Origin of the sequence: Streptomyces virginiae (assembly GCF_041432505.1) — a bacterium.
Classification (GTDB): domain Bacteria; phylum Actinomycetota; class Actinomycetes; order Streptomycetales; family Streptomycetaceae; genus Streptomyces; species Streptomyces virginiae_A.
This window is the reverse complement of record NZ_CP107871.1, coordinates 4,683,884-4,703,600: the sequence shown is the minus strand read 5'-3', so window position 1 is coordinate 4,703,600 and position 19,717 is coordinate 4,683,884. Positions and strand designations below refer to the sequence as shown.

The window sequence follows — 19,717 nt, the reverse complement described above, 5'->3', positions numbered from 1 at the left end:
TGTGGTGCGCACCGAGGGATGGCGACGTCTGCCCGCAGCTCTGCTGCCGATCCTCGCCGTCGCCGGCGCCTACTACGTGGGCGGCCTGATCGGCCTGTATCAGCGTGTGGTCGTCGACGGCGCCGAGGTGACACCCCTGTGGCTGCCGACCGGCATCGCGGTGGCCTCCCTGCTCTGGATGGGCCTGCGGGTGTGGCCCGGGATCGCGCTCGGTACCTACCTCACCATCGAGCGGATCACCGATTTCGACCTGCCCGGCCTGATCATCGTCACGGGGAACGTGCTCGCCCCCGTGTGCGCGTACCTGATGCTCCGCCGGGCGGGTTTCCGTACCGAGCTGGACCGGCTGCGGGACGCCTTGGCGCTGGTGTTCCTGGGCGGTCTGTGGCCCATGCTGATCAGCGCCACGATCGGGACCTGGACGCTGGTGCTCACCGGTGACCTGCCGCTGTCGCAGTTCTGGCCCGTCTGGTCGGCCTGGTGGGCCGGGGACGCGATGGGCGTGCTCGTGCTGACCCCTCTGCTCCTCGTCCTGCGCAGGGTCGTGGGGACCCGGCGGCCCTTGGACGGCTACCGCGCGGCCGAGGCGGCGGTCCTGGCGATCACCTCGGTGGTCGTCACCCTGCTGGCCACCCGGAGCACCCTCTCGCTGCTCTTCCTCGTCTTCCCCGTGATCATCTGGGCGGCCGTACGCTTCCAGCTCGCCGGGAGCGCTCCGGTCACCCTGCTGGTGTCGGTCCTGACGATCTCGGCGGCGACCGGCCACGTCGGGCCGTTCGCCGACCACACCCTCCTGGAGGTCATGATCAACCTCCAGGCGCTCAACGGCGCGGCGGCCCTGACCGGGCTGCTGCTGGCGGCCCTGGTCACCGAGCAGAACAACGTCCGCCTGAAGATCGAGCAGGTCTGCGAGGACCTGGCGGAACTGGTGGAACACCTGGCCCCGGGCAAGCCGGACCGCTAGGCCGTGTCCGCGGAGTGGTCCCGAAATGACGGCGCGTCGGGTGTCGGAGGCGGGGGTTAGGGTCGACCGCGCACGACACGAGCCGCAGGAGACCTCCATGCCGTCAGGGCACCCGCAGCAGGACACCGCCCAGGCCCGCCCGACCGGGCCCCGGCCACCGGCGCCGATCCCCTTCGACGTGGAGGCGGTCTTCCCGGAACTGACCGGCACGGCCCGCGAGGTGACCCTGCTCTACCCCCGGGCGGGCCGGCCGGGACCTGCGGACAGCTCCATCGGCGGGCCGCTGCTGTGGCCGGCCGACGAGCCCTGGCCGATGTGCGCCGAACCGGACCACTACAAGCCGCTGAGCGCGCCCGTCGGCCCCGAGCCGGTCGCGATGGTCCCGGTGGTCCAGCTGTACGCGCGGGACGTGCCCGGCCTCGTCTTCCCGGCCGGTACCGACCTGTTGCAGATCCTGTGGTGTCCCCTCGTCCACGAGACCGCCCCGTACACGGCCGCCCCGCGGCTCCACTGGCGCGACGCCGGATCGACGGCGGCCGGCGCCACCGTCGGGGAGCCGCCGTACCCGCACACCGCCGAGGAGGAGTTCCTGCCGCGCCCGTGCACGGTGTCTCCCACTCCGGCGGTGGAGTACCCGAGCTGGGACATGCCGCAGGGGCTCGCCGACCTGCTCGACGCGCGGTTCGAGGCCCTGCGGGAGGAGCGTGGCTTCGGCTTCCATGACGTGGCCACCACTCTGCAGAGCAAGGTCGGCGGTTATCCGAGCTGGACCCAGCCGCCCGCCTGGCCCGACTGCGCGGGCTGCGGAATCCGCATGGAGCACCTGCTCAGCGTGACCGCGACCGAACCGGAGTCGGGCCGTTGGCTGCCGCTGGACGACCGGCACCCCGGTCAGGAGGGGGCCGAGATCCCGTCCTGGCAGGCGGAGGCGGACCCGGCCGTCGTCGACGGGTTCGGGCACGGCATGGACCTGGGCGACCTCGGCGGGATGTACTTCTTCGTCTGCCGCGGCTGCCCGGACACCCCGTACGCCCACCGCTACGACTGCTGAACACCGGCCCGGCGGCCGCCTGAGCCGTGCCGCCGGGCGCTACCAGGCCAGCTGCGAGATCTCCTCGGCGACCACTGCGCACGCGTCCGCCGCAGGGTCGATCAGCGGGAAGTGCCCGACGGCGTCGAGGAGGGTCAGCCCGACCATCTCCCCCGCCTTCGCGGCCGCCGCCACGTACGCCTCGGCCACCTGCTGCGGGACCACGATGTCGTCCCGGCCCTGGACCACCGCCGTGGCGATCCCGGTCGGCAGCAGGGCCGCCGGATCGGCGTACGGCAGCCGCTCGTCCCAGTGGTCCGCCCCGCCCAGCAGCTGCGCGCTCGCGCCGCCGCACACGCCCAGTTCCTCCGCCACCGCGAAGTCGGCGATCGGGGCCAGCGCCACCACGCCCCGCAGCATCGGCGCGGCGGGCAGCCGCCACGGTGAGCCGGCCGGGAGGACGTGCCGGGCCGCGGCCCACAGCGCGAGGTGGCCGCCGGCCGAGTGGCCGGTGACGACCGTGCGGCGGACATCGGCCTGCGGGAGGGCTTCGGCCGCCAGCCGGGGCAGGGCGTCCATGGCGGCGGCGACATCGTCGAAGGTCTCCGGCCAACGCCCGGCGACCGGCCCCTCGGCGTTCTGGTGCGGCAGCGAACTACCGCGCCGGTACTCGACGTTGGCGACGGCGAAACCCCGACGGGCCAGGAAGTCCGCGAACGGCGTGACGTGTTGCCGGTCGTACGGGGCCCGCCAGGCGCCGCCGTGCAGCAGCACCACGAGCGGGGCCGGCTCCTGGGTGTCGCCGCGCGGGGCGTAGAAGTCGACGACGTGGTCGGGGTGTTCCCCGTACGTGGCGGTCGCGTCCGGCGCCACGGCCGGGTGGGCGAAGGCCGAGGCGGCCTCCGCGGCATCCCGTTCCACTGCGGCGGGGTCCGTCATCGGCTCAACCTCTCGGTAACGCGTGGGACAGCGGGGACAGATGTTCCGGTGTTCCGGCAGAGCGGGACCGTATCAGTCCGGAACGGGCACTTTCGTGCGGGGCCCGGAATATGACCGGGCGGACGGAGCCGTAGCCCCGCCCGCCCGGTGATGTGACGTTTCGCTACCGAGTCACCCGAAAATGTGACCCAGCGTCCGCGCCGCGCGCTCGGCGTCGGCGAAACCGACGTAGAGCGGGGTGAAGCCGAAGCGCAGGACGTCGGGTGCGCGGAAGTCGCCGATGACGCCCCGGGAGATGAGCTCCCCCATGACCTCACGGGCGTTCTCGGTCCGCAGGGAGATCTGGCTCCCGCGACGGTCGTGCTCGGCCGGGGTGACCGACTCGACCCGGCCCTGCGGGACGTACGCCGCCACGCACGCGAGGAAGAAGTCGGTCAGGGCGAGGGACTTGGCCCGTACGTCTTCGACGGACACCCCGTCCCAGGCGTCGAGCGCCGACTCCAGGGCCAGCATGGACAGGATGTCCGGCGTGCCGACGCGCCCGCGGGTCGCGCCCTCGGCCGGCTCGAAGGCCGGGGTCATCGCGAACGGATCCGCGTGACCGTTCCAGCCCGGGAGCGGGGAGTCGAAGTCGGCCTGGTGGCGGGCGGCGATGTACAGGTACGCGGGCGCGCCGGGGCCGCCGTTGAGGTACTTGTACGTGCAGCCCACCGCGAGGTCGACGGCGTGCGCGTCGAGGTCGACGGGGAGGGCTCCGGCGGAGTGGCACAGGTCCCAGACCGTGATCGCCCCGGCGGCGTGGGCCGCCGTGGTGAGGGCGGGGAGGTCGTGGAGCCGGCCGCTGCGGTAGTCGACGTGGTTGAGGAGGACCACGGCGGTGTCCTCGTCCATCGCCTCGGCCGCGTGCGAGGGGTCCACCGGGACGACGGTCAGGCCCGTCATCCGGGCCGCCGACTGCGCGATGTAGCCGTCGGTGGGGAAGGTGGCCGCGTCGACCAGCAGCTTCGTCCGGCCGGGGGCCGCGAGCCGGGCGGCGCCGACCAGCGCCTTGAAGAGGTTGACGCTGGTGGAGTCGCCGACGACCACCTGGCCGGGGGCCGCGCCGACGAGCGGGGCGAGCTTGTCGCCGATCCGCTCGGGCGCGGTCCACCAGCCGCTCTCGTCCCAGGACCGGATGAGGAGCTCGCCCCACTGCCGGGCGACGACGTCCGCGGTGGTGTCCGCGACACCGGCCGGGAGCGCGCCGAGGGAGTTGCCGTCCAGGTAGACGACCCCGTCGGGCAGGGTGAAGCGCTCGCGGAGCTTGGCGAGCCCGTCGGCGGCGTCCAGCTCGGCCGCGCGGTCGCGCAGGTCTTCCGAGGACTCCGCCGCTATGTTCGTGGAGTCGTCAGACATAGCTGCGGGCCGTCCAGAGCTCCGGGAAGACGTTCTTCGTCGCCCGCTTCTCCAGCCAGGTCACGCCGGCCGAGCCGCCCGTGCCCGTCTTCGCGCCCATCGCGCGGCGGGTGGCGACCAGGTGGTCGTTGCGCCAGCGCCAGACGAGCTCGGCGACGTCCGTGAGGACCTCGCCGAGGCGGTGCAGGTCCACGGTCTCGTTGTCGTCCGGGGCGGCGTACAGGCCCGTCCAGACGGCCTCGACCTCGGGGGAGGGCTCGTAGCGCAGCGACAGGTCGCGGTTCAGGACGGCTTCCGGGACCGGCAGGCCGCGGCGGGCGAGCAGGCGCAGGACCTCGTCGTAGAGGCTGGGCTCGTGCAGGGCCTTCTCCAGCTCCGCGTGGACGCGCGGGGCGCCCCGGTGCGGGACCAGCATGGAGGAGGACTTCTCGCCGAGCAGGAACTCCATCCGGCGGTACATCGCCGACTGGAAACCGGAACCCTCACCGAGGGCGGCGCGGTAGGCGTTGAACTGTCCCGGGGTGAGCTGGGCGAGCGGGCGCCAGGAGGCGTTGAGGGCTTCCAGCTCGCGGAGGGAACGTTTCAGCGCATCCATCGCGACCGGGATGTGGTCCTCGCGCAGGGCCTTCGCGGCGGTCTCCCACTCGTGGACGATGACCGTGAACCACAGCTCCATGACCTGGGTCGTCACCAGGAAGACCATCTCGCCCGGATCGTCCGAGCGGAGGTGCTGGAGGTGGGTGAGGACGTCCGCCTGGACGTAGTCCTCGTACGGGGTCGTGCCGTCGAAGTCGAGGTTCGGGGTTTCCGACCCGCCGACTCCGGAGGCATCAAGGGTTTTCGACATCGCTGTCTCCTCGACACGTGCTTCCGGGTAGCGGTCCGCCCCTTCCGTGAGGTGAGTGGAGCCCCGGTCCCCTGCCCGCAGCATAGGACACCGTCGCGCCGGCGCTCCAGCGGAGAGTGACACAGACCACACAATTTCGGTGCGTGTCACTCCCCGCCGTACGAACTCAGGCGCTCAGCGTGTCCGCGGCCGTCGGGGACGAGTCCCGCAGGAAGGTCGAGCAGCGCTCGTACTCCTCCTTCTCACCGATCGCCTCGGCCGCGCGGGCCAGGGCGTGCAGGGCGCGCAGGAAGCCGCGGTTCGGCTCGTGCTCCCACGGGACGGGGCCGTGGCCCTTCCACCCGGCGCGGCGCAGCGCGTCCAGGCCGCGGTGGTAGCCCGTACGGGCGTAGGCGTACGACTCGACGGTGCTGCCGGCCGCGAAGGCCTCGTCGGCGAGGATCGCCCAGGCGAGGGACGACGTGGGGTGCGCGGCCGCCACCTCGACGGCGGGGGTGCCGGCGGCGATGGCCGCGCGGCCCGGCTCGTCGGGCAGGTGGGTGGGGGCGGGGCCCCCGAGCAGGTTCTGGTGAATGGACATGCCCCCAGTCTGCCGGGCCGCTGCGGCCGGCCGGGCGGTGGTCCGCCGGAACCGGATCCGCGCCCCGGCGGTACGGATCAGCGGACGCCGGCCGGGACCGGCGCGGAGGGGCTCGAACAGTCGCATCCGAGGGCCTCGTCCGGGCCGTGCAGCACCCGCGCGCCACGCCCCGGCGCGGTGTCGAGTCGGGCCGCGACGGCCGGGAGCACCAGGCTCGGCAGCACGCTCGTGTAGAGCGCCGAGATCTCCCGGTCCAGGTCGAGCCCGAGGGTCTGCGACATCACGTTGAGCCCGGCGAAGGCGCCGACCACCAGCCGTGAGGGCCCCGAGGGGTCCACGTGCGGGAGCAGTTCGCCCTGCTCCTTCGCCCGCACCAACAAGGCGGTGTGCAGGTCGATCCATCCTTGGTACGGCGCCGCCCGGTCCAGTTCCCGGCCGTTCTGCTCCAGGGTGAGCCGAGCACTGCCGCGCATCAGCACGTCGTACCGCAGGCGGTGCGAGAAGACCATGCCGACGTCGACGAACTCCTGCGCCCGGAACTCCTGCGGGGTGACCGGCGCGTGCATGATGACCTGGGCGTCGATCACGGCCTGCGCCAGGTCCTCCTTCGAGTCGAAGTGGAAGTAGAGCGCGCCTTTGGTGACGTTGGCGAGCTCGACGATGTCCGTCAGTTTGGCCGCGCCGTAGCCCCGTTCCTCGAACACCACGGCGGCGGCCTCCAGGATCGCCCGGCGGGTGCGCACGGCTCGGTCCTGCATCGCCTGCGTTCGTTCGGCCCTCATCTGCGCATGCCCTCTCCCCCGTCCCGACCGATCGGTCCGTACATGCCCCTGACACGTACTCCGGGGGCAGTTCACACCATCGTGCGGTCACCGTCCACCGCCGCCGTCACTCCTGCCGGGGGACGCCGAAGGGCCCGACCTCCGTCGTGGGACGGGGGCCGGGCCCTTCGGTTCGACTCGCTGCGGTCGACTACTTCAGCTTGGTACCGGTGGAGCGCAGGTTCGCGCACGCCTCGGCGACGCGCGCGGCCATGCCCGCCTCGGCGGCCTTGCCCCAGGTGCGGGGGTCGTACTTGGACTTCGTACCGACCTCGCCGTCGACCTTCAGCACACCGGCGTAGTTGCTGAACATGTGGTCCACGACCGGGCGGGTGAAGGCGTACTGGGTGTCGGTGTCGAGGTTCATCTTCACGACGCCGTTCTCCAGCGCGGTGGCGATCTCCTCGGCCGTGGAGCCCGAGCCGCCGTGGAAGACGAAGTCGAACGGTGAGGCCTTGCCGAACTTCTCGGCGACACCGGCCTGGAGGTCCTTGAGGAGCTCGGGGCGCAGGACGACGTTGCCCGGCTTGTAGACGCCGTGGACGTTGCCGAAGGACGCGGCCAGCAGGTAGCGGCCCTTCTCGCCCAGGCCGAGGGCCTCGGCGGTACGGATCGCGTCGTCGACGGTGGTGTACAGCTCGTCGTTGATCTCGTGGCTGACGCCGTCCTCCTCGCCACCGGTCGGGGTGATCTCGACCTCAAGGATGATCTTGGCGGCGACGGCCTTGGCGAGCAGCTCCTGGCCGATGGCCAGGTTGTCGGCCAGGGTCTCGGCGGAACCGTCCCACATGTGCGACTGGAAGAGCGGGTTCAGACCACGGGCCACGCGCTCGGCGGAGATGTCGAGCAGCGGACGTACGTAGCCGTCCAGCTTGTCCTTCGGGCAGTGGTCCGTGTGCAGGGCGACCGTGATGTCGTACTTGGCGGCCACGATGTGCGCGAACTCGGCCAGGGCGACCGCGCCGGTGACCATGTCCTTGTTGTGCTGGCCACCCAGGAACTCCGCACCACCGGTGGAGATCTGGATGATGCCGTCGCTCTCGGCCTCCGCGAAGCCGCGCAGCGCAGCGTGCAGGGTCTGGGAGGAGGTCACATTGATGGCCGGGTAGGCGAACTTGCCTGCCTTCGCCCGGTCGAGCATCTCGTTGTAGACCTCGGGGGTTGCGATGGGCATCTGCCGGCTCCTTGGATGTGCGGGAGTGTGCTTATTGCGGGCCCTGACCTGGGGGCGACGTCATCGTCGCGCCTATCTTTCCAGACTCAGCGCAGGGGTCCAGACTGCCGGTCTCACGTCGTGGGCGAACGGCCCGGGATGTTTCACGTGAAACACCCCGGGCGTCCGGGAAAGGGCAGGTCAGGCCGGTCGGAGAGGTGGCCGAGAACCTTCTCCACCAGTTCTCCCGGTGGCCGGACAGAGCCGGACGCGGCCGGGACCGGGGCTGACCCGGGGGCCGCGGCGGGGCGGATACGGCCTAGGACAGGCCGAGGTCCTGGAGCTGGTATCCGGTGAGGTAGGGCAGGCCGGCCGCGGCGATCGCGTCGGCCGCACCGCGGTCGACGATCGTGGCGACGGCGACGACCTCGCCACCGGCCTCGCGGACCGCCTCGACGGCGGTCAGCGGGGACCCGCCGGTGGTCGAGGTGTCCTCGACCACCAGGCAGCGCTTGCCCTTCACGTCGGTGCCCTCGATCCGGCGCTGCATGCCGTGGGCCTTCTGCGCCTTGCGGACGACGAAGGCGTCCAGGCGCTCACCGCGCGCCGCGGAGGCGTGCAGCATCGAGGTCGCGACCGGGTCGGCGCCCAGGGTCAGACCGCCGACGCAGTCGAATGCGAGCTCGGCCGTGAGGTCGAGCATGACCTGGCCGACCAGCGGGGCCGACTCGCCGTCGAGGGTGACCCGACGGAGGTCGATGTAGTAGTCGGCCTCACGACCGGAGGAGAGGGTCACCTTGCCGTGCACGACGGCCTTGTCCTTGATCTGCTGCAGAAGCGCATCGCGTACGTCACTCATGCTTCCGAGCTTAGAGGTGCCCCCGCGAGGGACCTAGCCGAGCCGACGCCACGTCCAGGTGGTGGAGACCTCCAGCGGATCCACCGGGGTGACCAGGCGCGGGAGGGTGTTCAGCCCGTTCGGCGGACCCGACTGGGGCTCCACGCAGACGGCCTCGGGCTCCTCGTCGTAGATGACCACCCATTCGGCCCGGCTGGTGACCCGCAGTTCGAGGGCGCCCGGCCAGGTGAGGGTGACGTCGACGCCGTGCGGCATGCCGAAGCAGTCGTCCCAGGGGCGGGGCTTCGGGTCGATGCGCTTGCCGGTGGGGATGTGGTCCTCGCCGCGCTCCTCCTGCCATCCGGGCTCGAAGGAGACCTCCGCGTCCGGGCCGCCTGCGCCGAGGTTGCGCAGGAACCAGGGGTGCCAGCCGACCTGGGCCGGGAAGGAGTCCCCGTACGTCTCGACGCCCATGGCGAGGGTCAGCGAGTCCTCGGCGAGCGTGACGACCTGCGTCACCCGGCCGGGGTACGGCCACGGGTCGGCGAGGTCGTAGGAGAAGGCGGCCTCGGTGGCGGTGGCCCCGGCCGGGCGCCAGGGCGAGTCGCGGCCGAAGCCGTGGAGCGCGTGCGGCGGGTGGTTGAGCGGCATCTGATGGACGGTCGCGCCGTCGTGGAACCGTCCGTTCGCGACCCGGCCGCACCACGGGACCATCGGGAAGGCCCCGTACCTCGGCCCCTGGCGCAGCAGTTCCGTTCCGTCGATGCGCAGGCTGCTGATCCGGCAGCCGTTCTCCTGGTCGACCGTCACCTCGGCGCCGCCGGCGCTCAGTTGCGTACTCATGCGGTCGACCCTAATGCGGCAGGGCCCGCGGATCAGCGACGACGGCGCAGGGCACGGCCGATGACGACCGCCGAGGCCAACGCGAAGGCGGCGGCCGGGGCGATCCACCGCAGGCTGTCGCCGGCGCCTGCCGAGGCCGGCGCGGGGACCGGGGCGTACCGACCGCGCGGCGGCGCGTGGTCCACCTCCTCCGCACTGCGGCCGATCATGGTGCGGCGGGCGTGGGCGGCCTCGGCCGGAGGCCTCGGGGCTCCGTCGGAGCCCTCGAACCGACCGGCGAGGAACGGGTCCAGGGACGGCGGTGGTACGTCGGTCTCGAAGACGGAGGCGGTGACCTCGGTGACGTCGTCCTCGACGTGTCCGGGGCCCGGCCCGTCCGCTCCGCCCTCCGCCTCCTCGGCCTCGGCCACCGGGTCGCTCACGACGTCGGGCGCGGCGGCGAGGGTCAGCGCTCCGGCTGCCCGGTCCAGCAGCCGCACCACGGCCGTGGCCGCGGCCTCGGGCGGGAAGGTCGCGGCGCGCCCGTCCGCGGTCGCCCCGGCGGTGAAGTCCAGCCGGGTCCCGTCCGGGATCGGGGTCAGCCGCAGGTCGAGGGAGAACGTCACCGTTCCGCTGCCCCGGACCTCCGTGCCCGCGCCGTCGAAGACGAAGTGCCCGGGGGCCCGCTCGGTGACGGTCAGGGCGCCCCGGTAGGTCACGGTGCTCCCACCGACCCGGACCTTGAGCCGGCCCGAGACCGGTCCGGCGTCGGTGTCGGCGTCCTGCTGGAGTCCCGGCACGCACCGGGCCACCTGGGCGGGGTCGCGCAGCACGGCGCGGAGATCGTCTGCCGGTACCGGGACGAACACCTGATGCTCCATGTGGTCGAGCCTACCGACGAGACCCGCACCGGGTCACGAATACCGCGGGTGCGGCAGGGTCGACGGGGGGAGTCCGGGCACCCGGGTGCGTTCCGCGTCGCGTGCGGCGTCCTGCAGGGAGCGGGTCGAGAGCGAGCGCAGCGCGGGCGTGTCGCGGTCCACGCGCAGCGGCGGGTCCTGGTCCCGGGCGGCCAGGACGAAGCCCCAGTCCTGCGGCGGTACGTCGGTCGCGCCGTGGGGGGTGCGGTCGGGCCCTGCGGCGAAGCCCGCGAGGCGGCCGCCCGCGCTGTAGGGGGCGGTGCGCAGGCCGGCCGCGCGGAGGGTGGAGTCGACGGTCCAGTAGGCATGCGGGCGCGTGGTCATCGGTCCGGCGTGCACGGCGATGCGGCCCCCGGGGCGCAGGGCCCGCGCGGCCAGCCCGTAGAACTCCTGCGAGTACAGCTTCGTGCTGGGGGTGATGCCCGGGTCGGGGAGGTCGGAGACGATGACGTCGAAGCGGTCGCCGGAGGCCGGTCCCCGCAGCCAGCGGAAGGCGTCCTGCGTGACGACGGCCAGCCGTGGGTCCTCGTACACCCGGGCGTTGAGCGCGGAGAGCATCGGATCGGTGCGGGCGAGAGCGACCACGCCGGGGTCGAGTTCGACGACGGTGACGGAGGAGACGTCCCGGTAGCGGAGCACCTCGCGCGCGGCGAGTCCGTCGCCGCCGCCGAGGACCAGGACGCGGGTGTGCGGGCCGGTCATCGCGGGGTGGACCAGGGCCTCGTGGTAGCGGTACTCGTCGTAGCCGCTGACCCGTAGCCGGCCGTCCAGGTAGAGGTCGAGGGAGCGCGGGGAGCCGGTCGGCGGGCCGGTGAGCACCAGCTCCTGCACCTCGGTCCGGACGGCGACCCGCACCTCCCCGCCGTAGACGGCGCGCCGGGCGTTGCGCTCGAAGTCGTCGGCGAGGACGGTCGCGGAGGCGAGCACGGCCAGGACGGTCACGTTCGCGCCGATCAGCAGCCAGCGGCAGCGTCTGCTCAGGTCCCGGCGGAACAGCCACAGGACCAGCCCACCGCCGACGATCACGTTGACGGTGCCGGTGACCATGGCGCCGGTGAGCTGGCCGAGCATCGGAAGCAGCAGGAAGGGGAAGGCGAGGCCGCCGACCAGGGCGCCCACGTAGTCGGCGGCGAACAGGTCGGCGACGGCCCCGCCCGCGTCCTGTCTGCGGATCCGCTGGATGAGGACCATCAGCAGCGGGATCTCGGCGCCGATGAGCACCCCGATGGCGAAGGAGAAGCCGACGAGCGCGGGGCGGGACTCCCCCAGCCAGGCGAAGCTCGCGTACAGCGCTATGGCCGACAGCCCGCCGAGCAGGGCCAGCCCGGCCTCGATGGCGCCGAAGCCGAAGGCGGGCCGGTGGCGGAAGCGCTTGGCGAGCAGGGAGCCGACTCCCATGGCGAAGACCATGACGGACAGCACGACCGACGCCTGGGTGACGGAGTCGCCGATGAGGTAGGTGCCGAGGGCGAGCAGCTCCAGCTCGTACACGAGCCCGCAGGCGGCGCAGATGAACACGGTGGCCAGGACGAGGAGTCGGCCGGTCCGGGGCCGTACGGGCAGGGCGGCCGGGACGGTCGCGGCGCCCCGCGGCTCCGGGGCCGGGAGTACCCGGCGCGGGACGGAACGGTCGATCATGAAGCGAACCGTACGTCACCACCCACTCACATCCGGTCACCCACATGGGTGCAAGTGACGTACTGATCCCGCCAGTTGGCGTAACCGTGGCGGGATAATCGCGCCCCGGCGCCCGCTACAGCAGCGCGGGCGTTTCCAGGGCCGCCGCCGCGGGCGCGCCGATCCGCACGCCCACCCGCGTGCGGGTGGCCACCAGCTGGCCCTCCTGCGGGTACGCGTGCCAGGTCCGCCAACGCACCTGACCCTCGTAACGCTGAGCGAGCATGGCGGTGAAGGCGTGCGGACTTCCGGGAAAGGTCCCCGCTAGTCCGTTCGGGTGATCCGCCACCAGTGCGAGCAACTCCTGGGCCCGCCCGGCGAAGGAGCCGCGGGAGAGGGTCTCGACCCGCGCGGCGAACTCGTACTCCCAGTCGCCCACCCGCTTGGCCACGCCGAGCGGCAGCGGCGTACTGCTGCCGGGCATACAGGCGACGGTCTCCGAGCAGAGCACCTCCCCCTCCTCCAGGAGCACCTGGTGGGACGCCCCGAGCAGGCGCAACTCCACTTTCGCCCCCGAAAGTTCGAGGTTCAGTACGGCCAGGGCGGGCAACCGGTCCCGACCCAGGGCCCAGGCGAGATCGGCGGCACGCGTGTCGGTGTATGAGGTCTGGAGGGTCGTGAGCATGAGTCGGCTCCGCAAACGCGCGAGGGAGATGGGCCGGGGCCCGCCAGCGGTAGCAAGCACGGGTGGGGGGAAACCGGCACGGGTCCACAGGAAGTCCCGGGAGGTCCGAGGACTGGTCTACTCAACCGAGGGAATCATGAAAGGCACGGCACTCACAGCGTTTTTACCCAACTTGACGGGGTTTACATCCCCCCGGGGGCTCCGCAGTTCACGTGTTCAACAGGTTGCGTCCCGCGCGTCGTCATGCATCGGCGAACGAGAGGGCGCAGGACGGCAGTCGGACCGTCGAACGCCCTCGTCCACGCGGTGCCGCGCGGATGCCGGGCACGCCGCTCGGCGAGTACCGGGCGCGTGCCCGACGGTGCCCGATCCACGGTGCCCGGTGTCAGCTGGACCCGCCACCGCACCCGCCGCCACCGCCGCCGCACGAGGAGGACGATCCCCCGCACGACGAGGAGGACCCGCAGCCACCCCCCGAGTCACCACCGCCGTCACCCGACCACCAGCTGCGGTGGCTGCGGCGCCCGCCGCGGCGGGCCGAACCGCGCCTCATGGACGACCGGCCCAGCTTCGTAAAGAGGAACACCGCGACGATGAGCAGGAACACAACGAAGACGAACCCCATGTCCGCCACCTCTCTCACGCCCCGGTCTTCCCGGGGGAGCGGGATCCCCGCGTCCCGCGTGAAGGGGGAATGCCCCCGGGCCGCGCGACCCAAAGCACACTTGAGGAAGTCCAGAGGTTGCCCTCAGGATGACGACCATGAGCACTCCCGTGAGCAGCGACCGCCCCTTCCTGAACCGCCGTCTGGCGGCCTTCGGCACGACGATCTTCGCGGAGATGTCGGCGCTGGCCACGCGCACCGGTTCGATCAACCTCGGCCAAGGGTTCCCCGACACCGACGGCCCGGCGCAGATCGCCGAGGCGGCCTCCCGCGCGATCCTCACGGGACTCGGCAACCAGTACCCGCCGGGGCCGGGCGTCCCCGAGCTGCGCACCGCGATCGCCGCGCACCAGCAGCGCTTCTACGGTCTCGCCCACGACCCCGACACCGAGGTCCTCGTCACGGCCGGTGCCACGGAGGCCATCGCCGCCTCCCTCCTCGCCCTCCTGGAGCCGGGCGACGAGGTCATCGCCCTGGAGCCGTACTACGACTCGTACGCGGCCTGCATCGCCATGGCCGGCGCGGTACGCGTACCCGTCACCCTGCGCCCGCACGCCGGGGCCTTCACCCTCGACCTGGACGAACTGCGCGCCGCCGTCACCCCGCGCACCCGCCTGCTGCTCCTGAACACCCCGCACAACCCGACGGGTACCGTCCTGACGCCGGCCGAACTCACGGCGATCGCCGAGCTGGCCGTCGAGCGCGACCTGCTGGTCGTCACGGACGAGGTGTACGAGCACCTGGTCTTCGAGGGCGCCCACACGCCCCTGGCCGGCCTCCCGGGCATGCGCGAGCGCACGGTCACCATCTCCTCGGCCGGGAAGACCTATTCGTTCACGGGCTGGAAGGTCGGCTGGATCACCGCCTCCCCGGAGCTGATCACGGCGGTCCGCTCGGTGAAGCAGTTCCTGACCTACGTCTCCTCGGGCCCCTTCCAGTACGCGATCGCCGAGGCCCTCGCCCTCCCCGACAGCTACTACGACACCCTCCGCGCCGACCTGGCCGCCAAGCGCGACATCCTCGCCGACGGCCTCGCGGCGGCCGGCTTCGAGGTCTTCCGCCCCCGGGGCACGTACTTCATCACCACCGACATCACCCCGCTCGGCGAGAAGGACGGCCTCGCCTTCTGCCGCGCCCTGCCGGACCGCTGCGGCGTGGTCGCCATCCCGAACCAGGTCTTCTACGACGACAGGAGCGCGGGCGCCACCCAGGTCCGCTGGGCGTTCTGCAAGCGCGAGGACGTCCTGCGCGAGGCCGCCGAGCGGCTGCGCCGGCTCTGACCGCGGCCCCGGGGATCGCGGTCGGACGGGCCGTTCCGACAACGGACATCCCGCGTCCTTGCGGGGTTGTGGGGGCGGTGTGAAGCTGTGCGTCGTGCGCGTGCCCGAAGCCCTCACCGCCGGGTGAGCGGACCACCTGGAGCGGGAAAGTCGGGGGATCGATGGCAACGGGCAGAGCCGGCGTGTCCGCGTCGCCGCTGGAGATGCGCGCGGTCCGGGCCGTGCGCTCGGCCGCGCCGACCACGGTGATCGCGCTCGGGGTGTTCGCCGCCGTGCGCGGGGCCGGAGTGCTGGTGCTCGGCCTCGGGGCCTGGTGGGCCGGGCGGGATCCGCTGAAGGTGCTCGGCAGGTCCTGGGACTCGGACTGGTACCTGCGGATCGCCGCCCACGGCTACGGGCGGACCCTGATGTGGCCCGAGATCGCCACCGGGACCGGGCCCGTGCAGAGCGACTACGCCTTCTTCCCGCTCTACCCCACCCTGATACGCCTCGTCTCCGCGATACTGCCCGGCGGGACGGTCCCCGCCGCGCTCCTCGTCGCCTGGGTCTCCGCCGCCGCGGCCGCCCTCGGGATCTACCGGGTCGGGGAGCGGGTGATCGGCCCGCGCGCCGGGCTGCTGCTCGTGGGGCTGTGGGCGGCGCTGCCGCACGCGGTGGTCCTCACCCTCGCCTACACCGAGGCCCTGCTGGCCGCCTTCGCCGCCTGGGCGCTGTACGCCCTGCTGCGCGGCCGCTGGCTGTGGGCCGCCGGTCTCGCCGTCCTGGCCGGGCTGACCCGGCCCACCGGGCTGGCCGTCGCGGCCGCCGTCTCGGTCGTGGCCCTGCACGCCGTCCTCGTACGAAGATCCCGGGCACCCGAGGTGTGGCTGGCCGGGCTGGTGGCTCCGGCGGGCTGGACGGCGTACGTCCTGGCCGTCGGTGTGAAGGTGGGCGACCCCTTCGGCGGCTACTTCGCCGTGCAGCGCGGCTGGGGCTCCCGCTTCGATTTCGGCGTCGGGGCGCTGCGCTCCGCCGAGCGGGTGGTGACCGGCGGGCACGTGCCGCTCGCCACCACCGTGACGGTGGTCCTGCTGGCCGTGGCCGGGCTGCTGGCGATACCACTGCTCCTGGACCGCACCCCGCTGCCGCTGCTCGCCTACACCGCGGTCCTGCTGGTCATCGGCTTCGGCGGGGCCGGCTTCTTCGAGTCCAAGCCGCGCTTCCTGCTGCCGGCCTTCCCGCTGCTCCTGCCGATGGCCGCCGTCATGGCGAGAGCCCGGCCCCGCACCGCGGTCATGGTGACCGTGGTGGTGGCCGGGCTCGGTTACGGCTACGGGCTGTATCTGCTGCTCATCGCCCGCGTACCGCTGTAACGGCTAGTTGTTGCTGTCGCCGTCGCTGTCGTCGTCGCCGTCGGTGGAGTCGATGTCCTGCTCCAGGCCGAGCTGCTCGACGAGCCACTTGTCGAACTCGATGGACGCGCGGACCCAGCTGACCGTGGAGGACACGAAGTGCTCCAGGTTGACGCCGGTGCCGATCAGCATCTGCGCCTCACCGATCAGACGGACCGAGCCGTCGTCGTGCGTGTGGCTGTAGACCTTCGGCCACAGGGTGCGGCGGTTCCAGTCGTCGATCGACTCGAGAAGCTGCGGCTTCTCGTCGATCTTGTGCGGACGGTCGTAGAAGGTCCGCACCGAGAAGACCTGCTGCTCGTCCTCGCCGCGGAACATGAAGTACGTGCGGAACTCCTCCCACGGCGCCGCGAGGTCACCCTCGTCGTCGACGACGTACTTGAGCTCCATCTGCTCCAGCAGCTGCTTGACCAGATCCTGGTCGGGGACGACGGGGCCCGCCGGTCCTGTGGCCTGCGGATCGGGCTGCTGCCCTCCGAAGTTCGGAATCGAGGCCGGGTCGATGCTCACCGTGTTTTCCCTTCGTGCGGATACCTGCATCCTCCCCCATCGCGCCCACCTTGTGTCCAGCCCCGCACGTACGATCCGCTCCGGGCGGAACGAGTAAGAACCGAGTAAGGGGAATGCATGGTCACGCGCGGTGCGTCGAAGCCGGTCCTGGGGGTGGCGGTGGCCGTCGGCGTCGCCGTGGGAGCCGCGGTGCTGTGGTCGGTCGTGGGGGATCCGGACGACCCCGACGGGCCCCGGGGGACGGCCGACTGCGCGGAGGTCCTGGCGTTCGCCCGGATGGCCCCGCCGGCGGACTTCCGGGACGGGAGGTGCGACCGCAGCGCGACGGCGGACGGCCGGGCGACGGTCCTCGGCACGTTCCGCATGGAGCACGCCGATGTCGAGGCCTGGGTCGCGTCCTTCCCGAAGACTCCGGAGCGGGTCGCCTGCCCGGGGCCCCATCCGGAGAACTACGACCCGGAGAGCGAGGGCTGCTTCACCCTGGCCCACGACGCGCCGCAGCCCGGCCGGGCGGCCGGGCTGCGGCTGCGGATCACTCCGGAGGTCGGGACGACCGCGAAGGTCCGCTTCGACGCGTCCTGAGGCGACCCGAGGTCTGCCGAGGCCTCCTGAGGCGAGCCGAGCGGCCCGCGGCCGCCCCGCTCAGAGCGCCTTGCCGACCAGCAGGTCCTCGCCCGCCACGTCGACCCGTACGGTGTCGCCGTCCCGGACCTCGCCGGAGAGGATCTCCTTCGCCAGGCGGTCGCCGATCGCCGTCTGGATCAGGCGGCGCAACGGCCGGGCGCCGTACGCCGGGTCGTTGCCCTTGTCGGCCAGCCAGGCCAGGGCCTCCGGCGTGACGTCCAGGGTCAGCCGGCGGTCGGCCAGGCGCCGGGCCAGGCGGCCGATCTGGAGCTCCGCAATGTGCGCGAGCTCGTCCCGGGTCAGCGCGGAGAAGACCACCAGGTCGTCCAGCCGGTTGAGGAACTCCGGCTTGAAGGAGGCCCGCACCACGTCCAGGACCTGCTGCTTCTTCTGCTCCGGCGGGGTCAGCGGATCCACCAGGAACTGGCTGCCCAGGTTCGAGGTCAGGATCAGGATGGCGTTGCGGAAGTCCACGGTCCGGCCTTGGCCGTCCGTGAGCCGGCCGTCGTCCAGGACCTGCAGCAGGACGTCGAAGACCTCGGGGTGGGCCTTCTCCACCTCGTCCAGGAGCACCACGCTGTACGGGCGCCGGCGCACGGCCTCGGTGAGCTGGCCGCCCTCCTCGTAGCCGACGTAGCCGGGCGGGGCGCCGACGAGCCGGGCCACGCTGTGCTTCTCGCCGTACTCCGACATGTCGATGCGGACCATGGCCCGCTCGTCGTCGAAGAGGAAGTCGGCGAGGGCCTTGGCCAGCTCCGTCTTGCCCACGCCCGTCGGGCCGAGGAAGAGGAAGGAGCCGGTCGGGCGGTCCGGGTCGGCGATACCGGCCCGGGTGCGGCGTACGGCGTCCGAGACGGCCCGTACGGCCTCGCCCTGGCCGATCAGCCGGCGGCCCAGCTCGTCCTCCATCCGGAGCAGCTTCTGGGTCTCGCCCTCCAGCAGTCGGCCGGCCGGAATGCCGGTCCAGGCGCCCACCACGTCGGCGATGTCGTCGGGACCGACCTCGTCCTTGACCATGGAGTCCTTGGAGCTTCCGGTCTTGGAGGCCTCCGCCTCCTCCTCCGTGGCCTCGGCCAGCTCGCGCTCCAGGGTCGGGATCTCCCCGTAGAGCAGCTTGGACGCGGTGTCGAAGTCGCCGTCGCGCTGGGCACGCTCGGCCTGGCCGCGCAGGTCGTCCAGGCGCTCCTTCAGCTCACCGACCCGGTTGAGGGACTGCTTCTCCTTCTCCCAGCGGGCGGTCAGTCCGCGCAGCTCCTCCTCGCGGTCCGCGAGGTCCTTGCGGATCTTCTCCAGGCGCTCGATGGAGGCCGGGTCGGACTCGTTCTTCAGGGCCAGCTCCTCCATCCGCAGGCGGTCCACGGAACGCTGGAGCTCGTCGATCTCCAGCGGGGAGGAGTCGATCTCCATGCGCAGCCGGGACGCGGCCTCGTCGACGAGGTCGATGGCCTTGTCGGGGAGGAAGCGGGAGGTGATGTACCGGTCGGAGAGGGTCGCGGCGGCCACCAGCGCGCTGTCGTTGATGACGACCTTGTGGTGGGCCTCGTAGCGGCCCTTGAGCCCGCGCAGGATCGCGATCGTGTCCTCGACGGACGGCTCGGCGACCAGCACCTGCTGGAAGCGCCGCTCCAGCGCCGGGTCCTTCTCGATCCGCTCGCGGTACTCGTCGAGGGTGGTCGCGCCGACCATCCGCAGCTCGCCGCGGGCCAGCATGGGCTTGAGCATGTTGCCCGCGTCCATGGCGGAGTCGCCGCCGGCGCCCGCGCCGACGACGGTGTGCAGCTCGTCGATGAAGGTGATGATCTGGCCGTCGCTGGACTTGATCTCCGCGAGTACGGTCTTCAGCCGCTCCTCGAACTCGCCGCGGTACTTGGCACCGGCGACCATCGCGCCGAGGTCCAGGGAGACGAGCCGCTTGTTCTTCAGGGACTCGGGGACGTCGCCCTTGACGATGCGCTGGGCCAGGCCCTCGACGACGGCGGTCTTGCCGACGCCGGGCTCGCCGATGAGCACGGGGTTGTTCTTCGTACGGCGCGAGAGCACCTGCACGACGCGCCGGATCTCCTGGTCACGGCCGATGACCGGGTCGAGCTTGCCCTCACGCGCGGCTGCCGTGAAGTCGGTTCCGAACTTCTCCAGGGCCTTGTACTGGCCCTCGGGATCGGGGGTGGTCACCCGCCGTCCTCCTCGTGCGTTCTCGAAGGCGTCGAGCAGCTTCTTCGCCGTCGCGCCCTGGGTGGAAAGGACCTCGCCGGCCGCGCCGCCCTTGGCGGCGACGGCGATGAGGAGGTGTTCGGTGGAGAGGTAGTCGTCGCCGAGCTTGCCGGCCTCCGCGTCCGCCTCGGCGAGTACGGCGAGCAGTTCGCGGGTGGGCTGCGGGGGCGCGACCGTGGAGCCGGTGACGCTGGGCAGGGCGGCGAGCAGCCGCTCGGCTCCGGTCCGCACGGCGGCCTGGTCGGCGTCGGTGGCGACCAGCAGGTCGACGACGTTCTCGTTGTCCTCGCCGGCGAGGAGGGCCAGCAGGAGGTGCGCGGGAGTCAGATCCGCGTGGCCGTCCTTGACGGCCCTGCTGGTGGCCGCGTTCAGCGCGTCCCGGCTCTTGTTGGTCAGCTCGGCGTCCACGGTGTCCTCTCCTCTCCC

The 19,717-nt window shown here is 72.3% G+C and carries 18 protein-coding genes; 5 read left to right on the top strand and 13 right to left on the bottom strand.

The window, feature by feature from the left end; translation table 11 throughout:
• Position 1: 1 nt before the first annotated feature.
• Together OG624_RS21980 and OG624_RS21975 are read left to right on the top strand one after the other, a co-directional pair.
• A complete protein-coding gene (locus OG624_RS21980; RefSeq protein WP_033214525.1) occupies positions 2–964 on the top strand; it encodes an MASE1 domain-containing protein in 963 nt (320 codons plus the stop codon).
• A gap of 97 nt (positions 965–1,061) precedes the next feature.
• Positions 1,062–2,015, top strand: a complete 954-nt coding sequence (locus OG624_RS21975) for a hypothetical protein (protein ID WP_244290620.1) — start codon at positions 1,062–1,064, stop codon at positions 2,013–2,015.
• Between the two features lie 39 nt (positions 2,016–2,054).
• On the opposite strand, the gene OG624_RS21970 is transcribed toward OG624_RS21975, so the two are convergent.
• The 11 genes from OG624_RS21970 to OG624_RS21920 all read right to left on the bottom strand — a co-directional run bounded on the left by OG624_RS21970 (position 2,055) and on the right by OG624_RS21920 (position 12,611).
• Positions 2,055–2,933, bottom strand: coding sequence for an alpha/beta hydrolase (locus OG624_RS21970; RefSeq protein WP_161294584.1), 879 nt, complete (start codon positions 2,931–2,933; stop codon positions 2,055–2,057).
• 171 nt (positions 2,934–3,104) lie between these two features.
• The gene (gene kynU, locus OG624_RS21965) at positions 3,105–4,328 is read right to left on the bottom strand and encodes a kynureninase (RefSeq protein ID WP_371639731.1); all 1,224 of its coding nucleotides are present in this window, start codon (positions 4,326–4,328) and stop codon (positions 3,105–3,107) included.
• Complete coding sequence (locus tag OG624_RS21960) at positions 4,321–5,175, bottom strand: tryptophan 2,3-dioxygenase family protein (protein WP_030726538.1); 855 nt, start codon at positions 5,173–5,175, stop codon at positions 4,321–4,323. The genes kynU and OG624_RS21960 overlap by 8 nt, the downstream gene beginning before the upstream one ends.
• A gap of 166 nt (positions 5,176–5,341) precedes the next feature.
• Positions 5,342–5,755: a DUF3151 domain-containing protein gene (locus OG624_RS21955; protein ID WP_033215085.1), complete on the bottom strand. Its 414-nt coding sequence runs from the start codon at positions 5,753–5,755 to the stop codon at positions 5,342–5,344.
• 77 nt (positions 5,756–5,832) lie between these two features.
• The gene (locus OG624_RS21950; RefSeq protein ID WP_033214529.1) at positions 5,833–6,537 is read right to left on the bottom strand and encodes a ScbR family autoregulator-binding transcription factor; all 705 of its coding nucleotides are present in this window, start codon (positions 6,535–6,537) and stop codon (positions 5,833–5,835) included.
• Between the two features lie 190 nt (positions 6,538–6,727).
• Positions 6,728–7,750: a class II fructose-bisphosphate aldolase gene (gene fbaA / locus OG624_RS21945; protein ID WP_033214531.1), complete on the bottom strand. Its 1,023-nt coding sequence runs from the start codon at positions 7,748–7,750 to the stop codon at positions 6,728–6,730.
• Positions 7,751–8,048: 298 nt separating this feature from the next.
• The gene (pyrE, locus tag OG624_RS21940) at positions 8,049–8,588 is read right to left on the bottom strand and encodes an orotate phosphoribosyltransferase (RefSeq protein WP_033214533.1); all 540 of its coding nucleotides are present in this window, start codon (positions 8,586–8,588) and stop codon (positions 8,049–8,051) included.
• A 33-nt stretch (positions 8,589–8,621) separates the two neighbouring features.
• Positions 8,622–9,410 (bottom strand): aldose epimerase family protein, encoded by a 789-nt coding sequence (locus OG624_RS21935; RefSeq protein WP_161294579.1) that lies wholly within the window; start codon positions 9,408–9,410, stop codon positions 8,622–8,624.
• Between the two features lie 32 nt (positions 9,411–9,442).
• On the bottom strand, positions 9,443–10,270 hold the full coding sequence (locus OG624_RS21930; RefSeq protein WP_033214536.1) for an SRPBCC family protein: 828 nt from the start codon (positions 10,268–10,270) through the stop codon (positions 9,443–9,445).
• 33 nt (positions 10,271–10,303) lie between these two features.
• Complete coding sequence (locus tag OG624_RS21925) at positions 10,304–11,947, bottom strand: polyamine aminopropyltransferase (protein ID WP_078908943.1); 1,644 nt, start codon at positions 11,945–11,947, stop codon at positions 10,304–10,306.
• Between the two features lie 115 nt (positions 11,948–12,062).
• Complete coding sequence (locus OG624_RS21920; RefSeq protein WP_033214537.1) at positions 12,063–12,611, bottom strand: DUF2617 family protein; 549 nt, start codon at positions 12,609–12,611, stop codon at positions 12,063–12,065.
• A 753-nt stretch (positions 12,612–13,364) separates the two neighbouring features.
• On the opposite strand from OG624_RS21920, the gene OG624_RS21915 reads away from it, so the two are divergent.
• Positions 13,365–14,555 (top strand): pyridoxal phosphate-dependent aminotransferase, encoded by a 1,191-nt coding sequence (locus tag OG624_RS21915; RefSeq protein ID WP_371588154.1) that lies wholly within the window; start codon positions 13,365–13,367, stop codon positions 14,553–14,555.
• 161 nt (positions 14,556–14,716) lie between these two features.
• On the top strand, positions 14,717–15,907 hold the full coding sequence (locus OG624_RS21910; RefSeq protein ID WP_352164733.1) for a glycosyltransferase family 39 protein: 1,191 nt from the start codon (positions 14,717–14,719) through the stop codon (positions 15,905–15,907).
• Between the two features lie 3 nt (positions 15,908–15,910).
• Here OG624_RS21910 and OG624_RS21905 read toward each other — a convergent pair whose 3' ends face one another.
• A complete protein-coding gene (locus OG624_RS21905; RefSeq protein WP_266352718.1) occupies positions 15,911–16,456 on the bottom strand; it encodes a YbjN domain-containing protein in 546 nt (181 codons plus the stop codon).
• Positions 16,457–16,573: 117 nt separating this feature from the next.
• Here OG624_RS21905 and OG624_RS21900 point away from each other — a divergent pair, with 117 nt between their 5' ends.
• Positions 16,574–17,038, top strand: a complete 465-nt coding sequence (locus OG624_RS21900; protein WP_033214541.1) for a hypothetical protein — start codon at positions 16,574–16,576, stop codon at positions 17,036–17,038.
• A 60-nt stretch (positions 17,039–17,098) separates the two neighbouring features.
• On the opposite strand, the gene clpB is transcribed toward OG624_RS21900, so the two are convergent.
• Entirely contained in the window at positions 17,099–19,699 is a 2,601-nt protein-coding gene (gene clpB, locus OG624_RS21895) for an ATP-dependent chaperone ClpB (protein WP_033214543.1), read from the bottom strand.
• Positions 19,700–19,717: the final 18 nt, after the last annotated feature.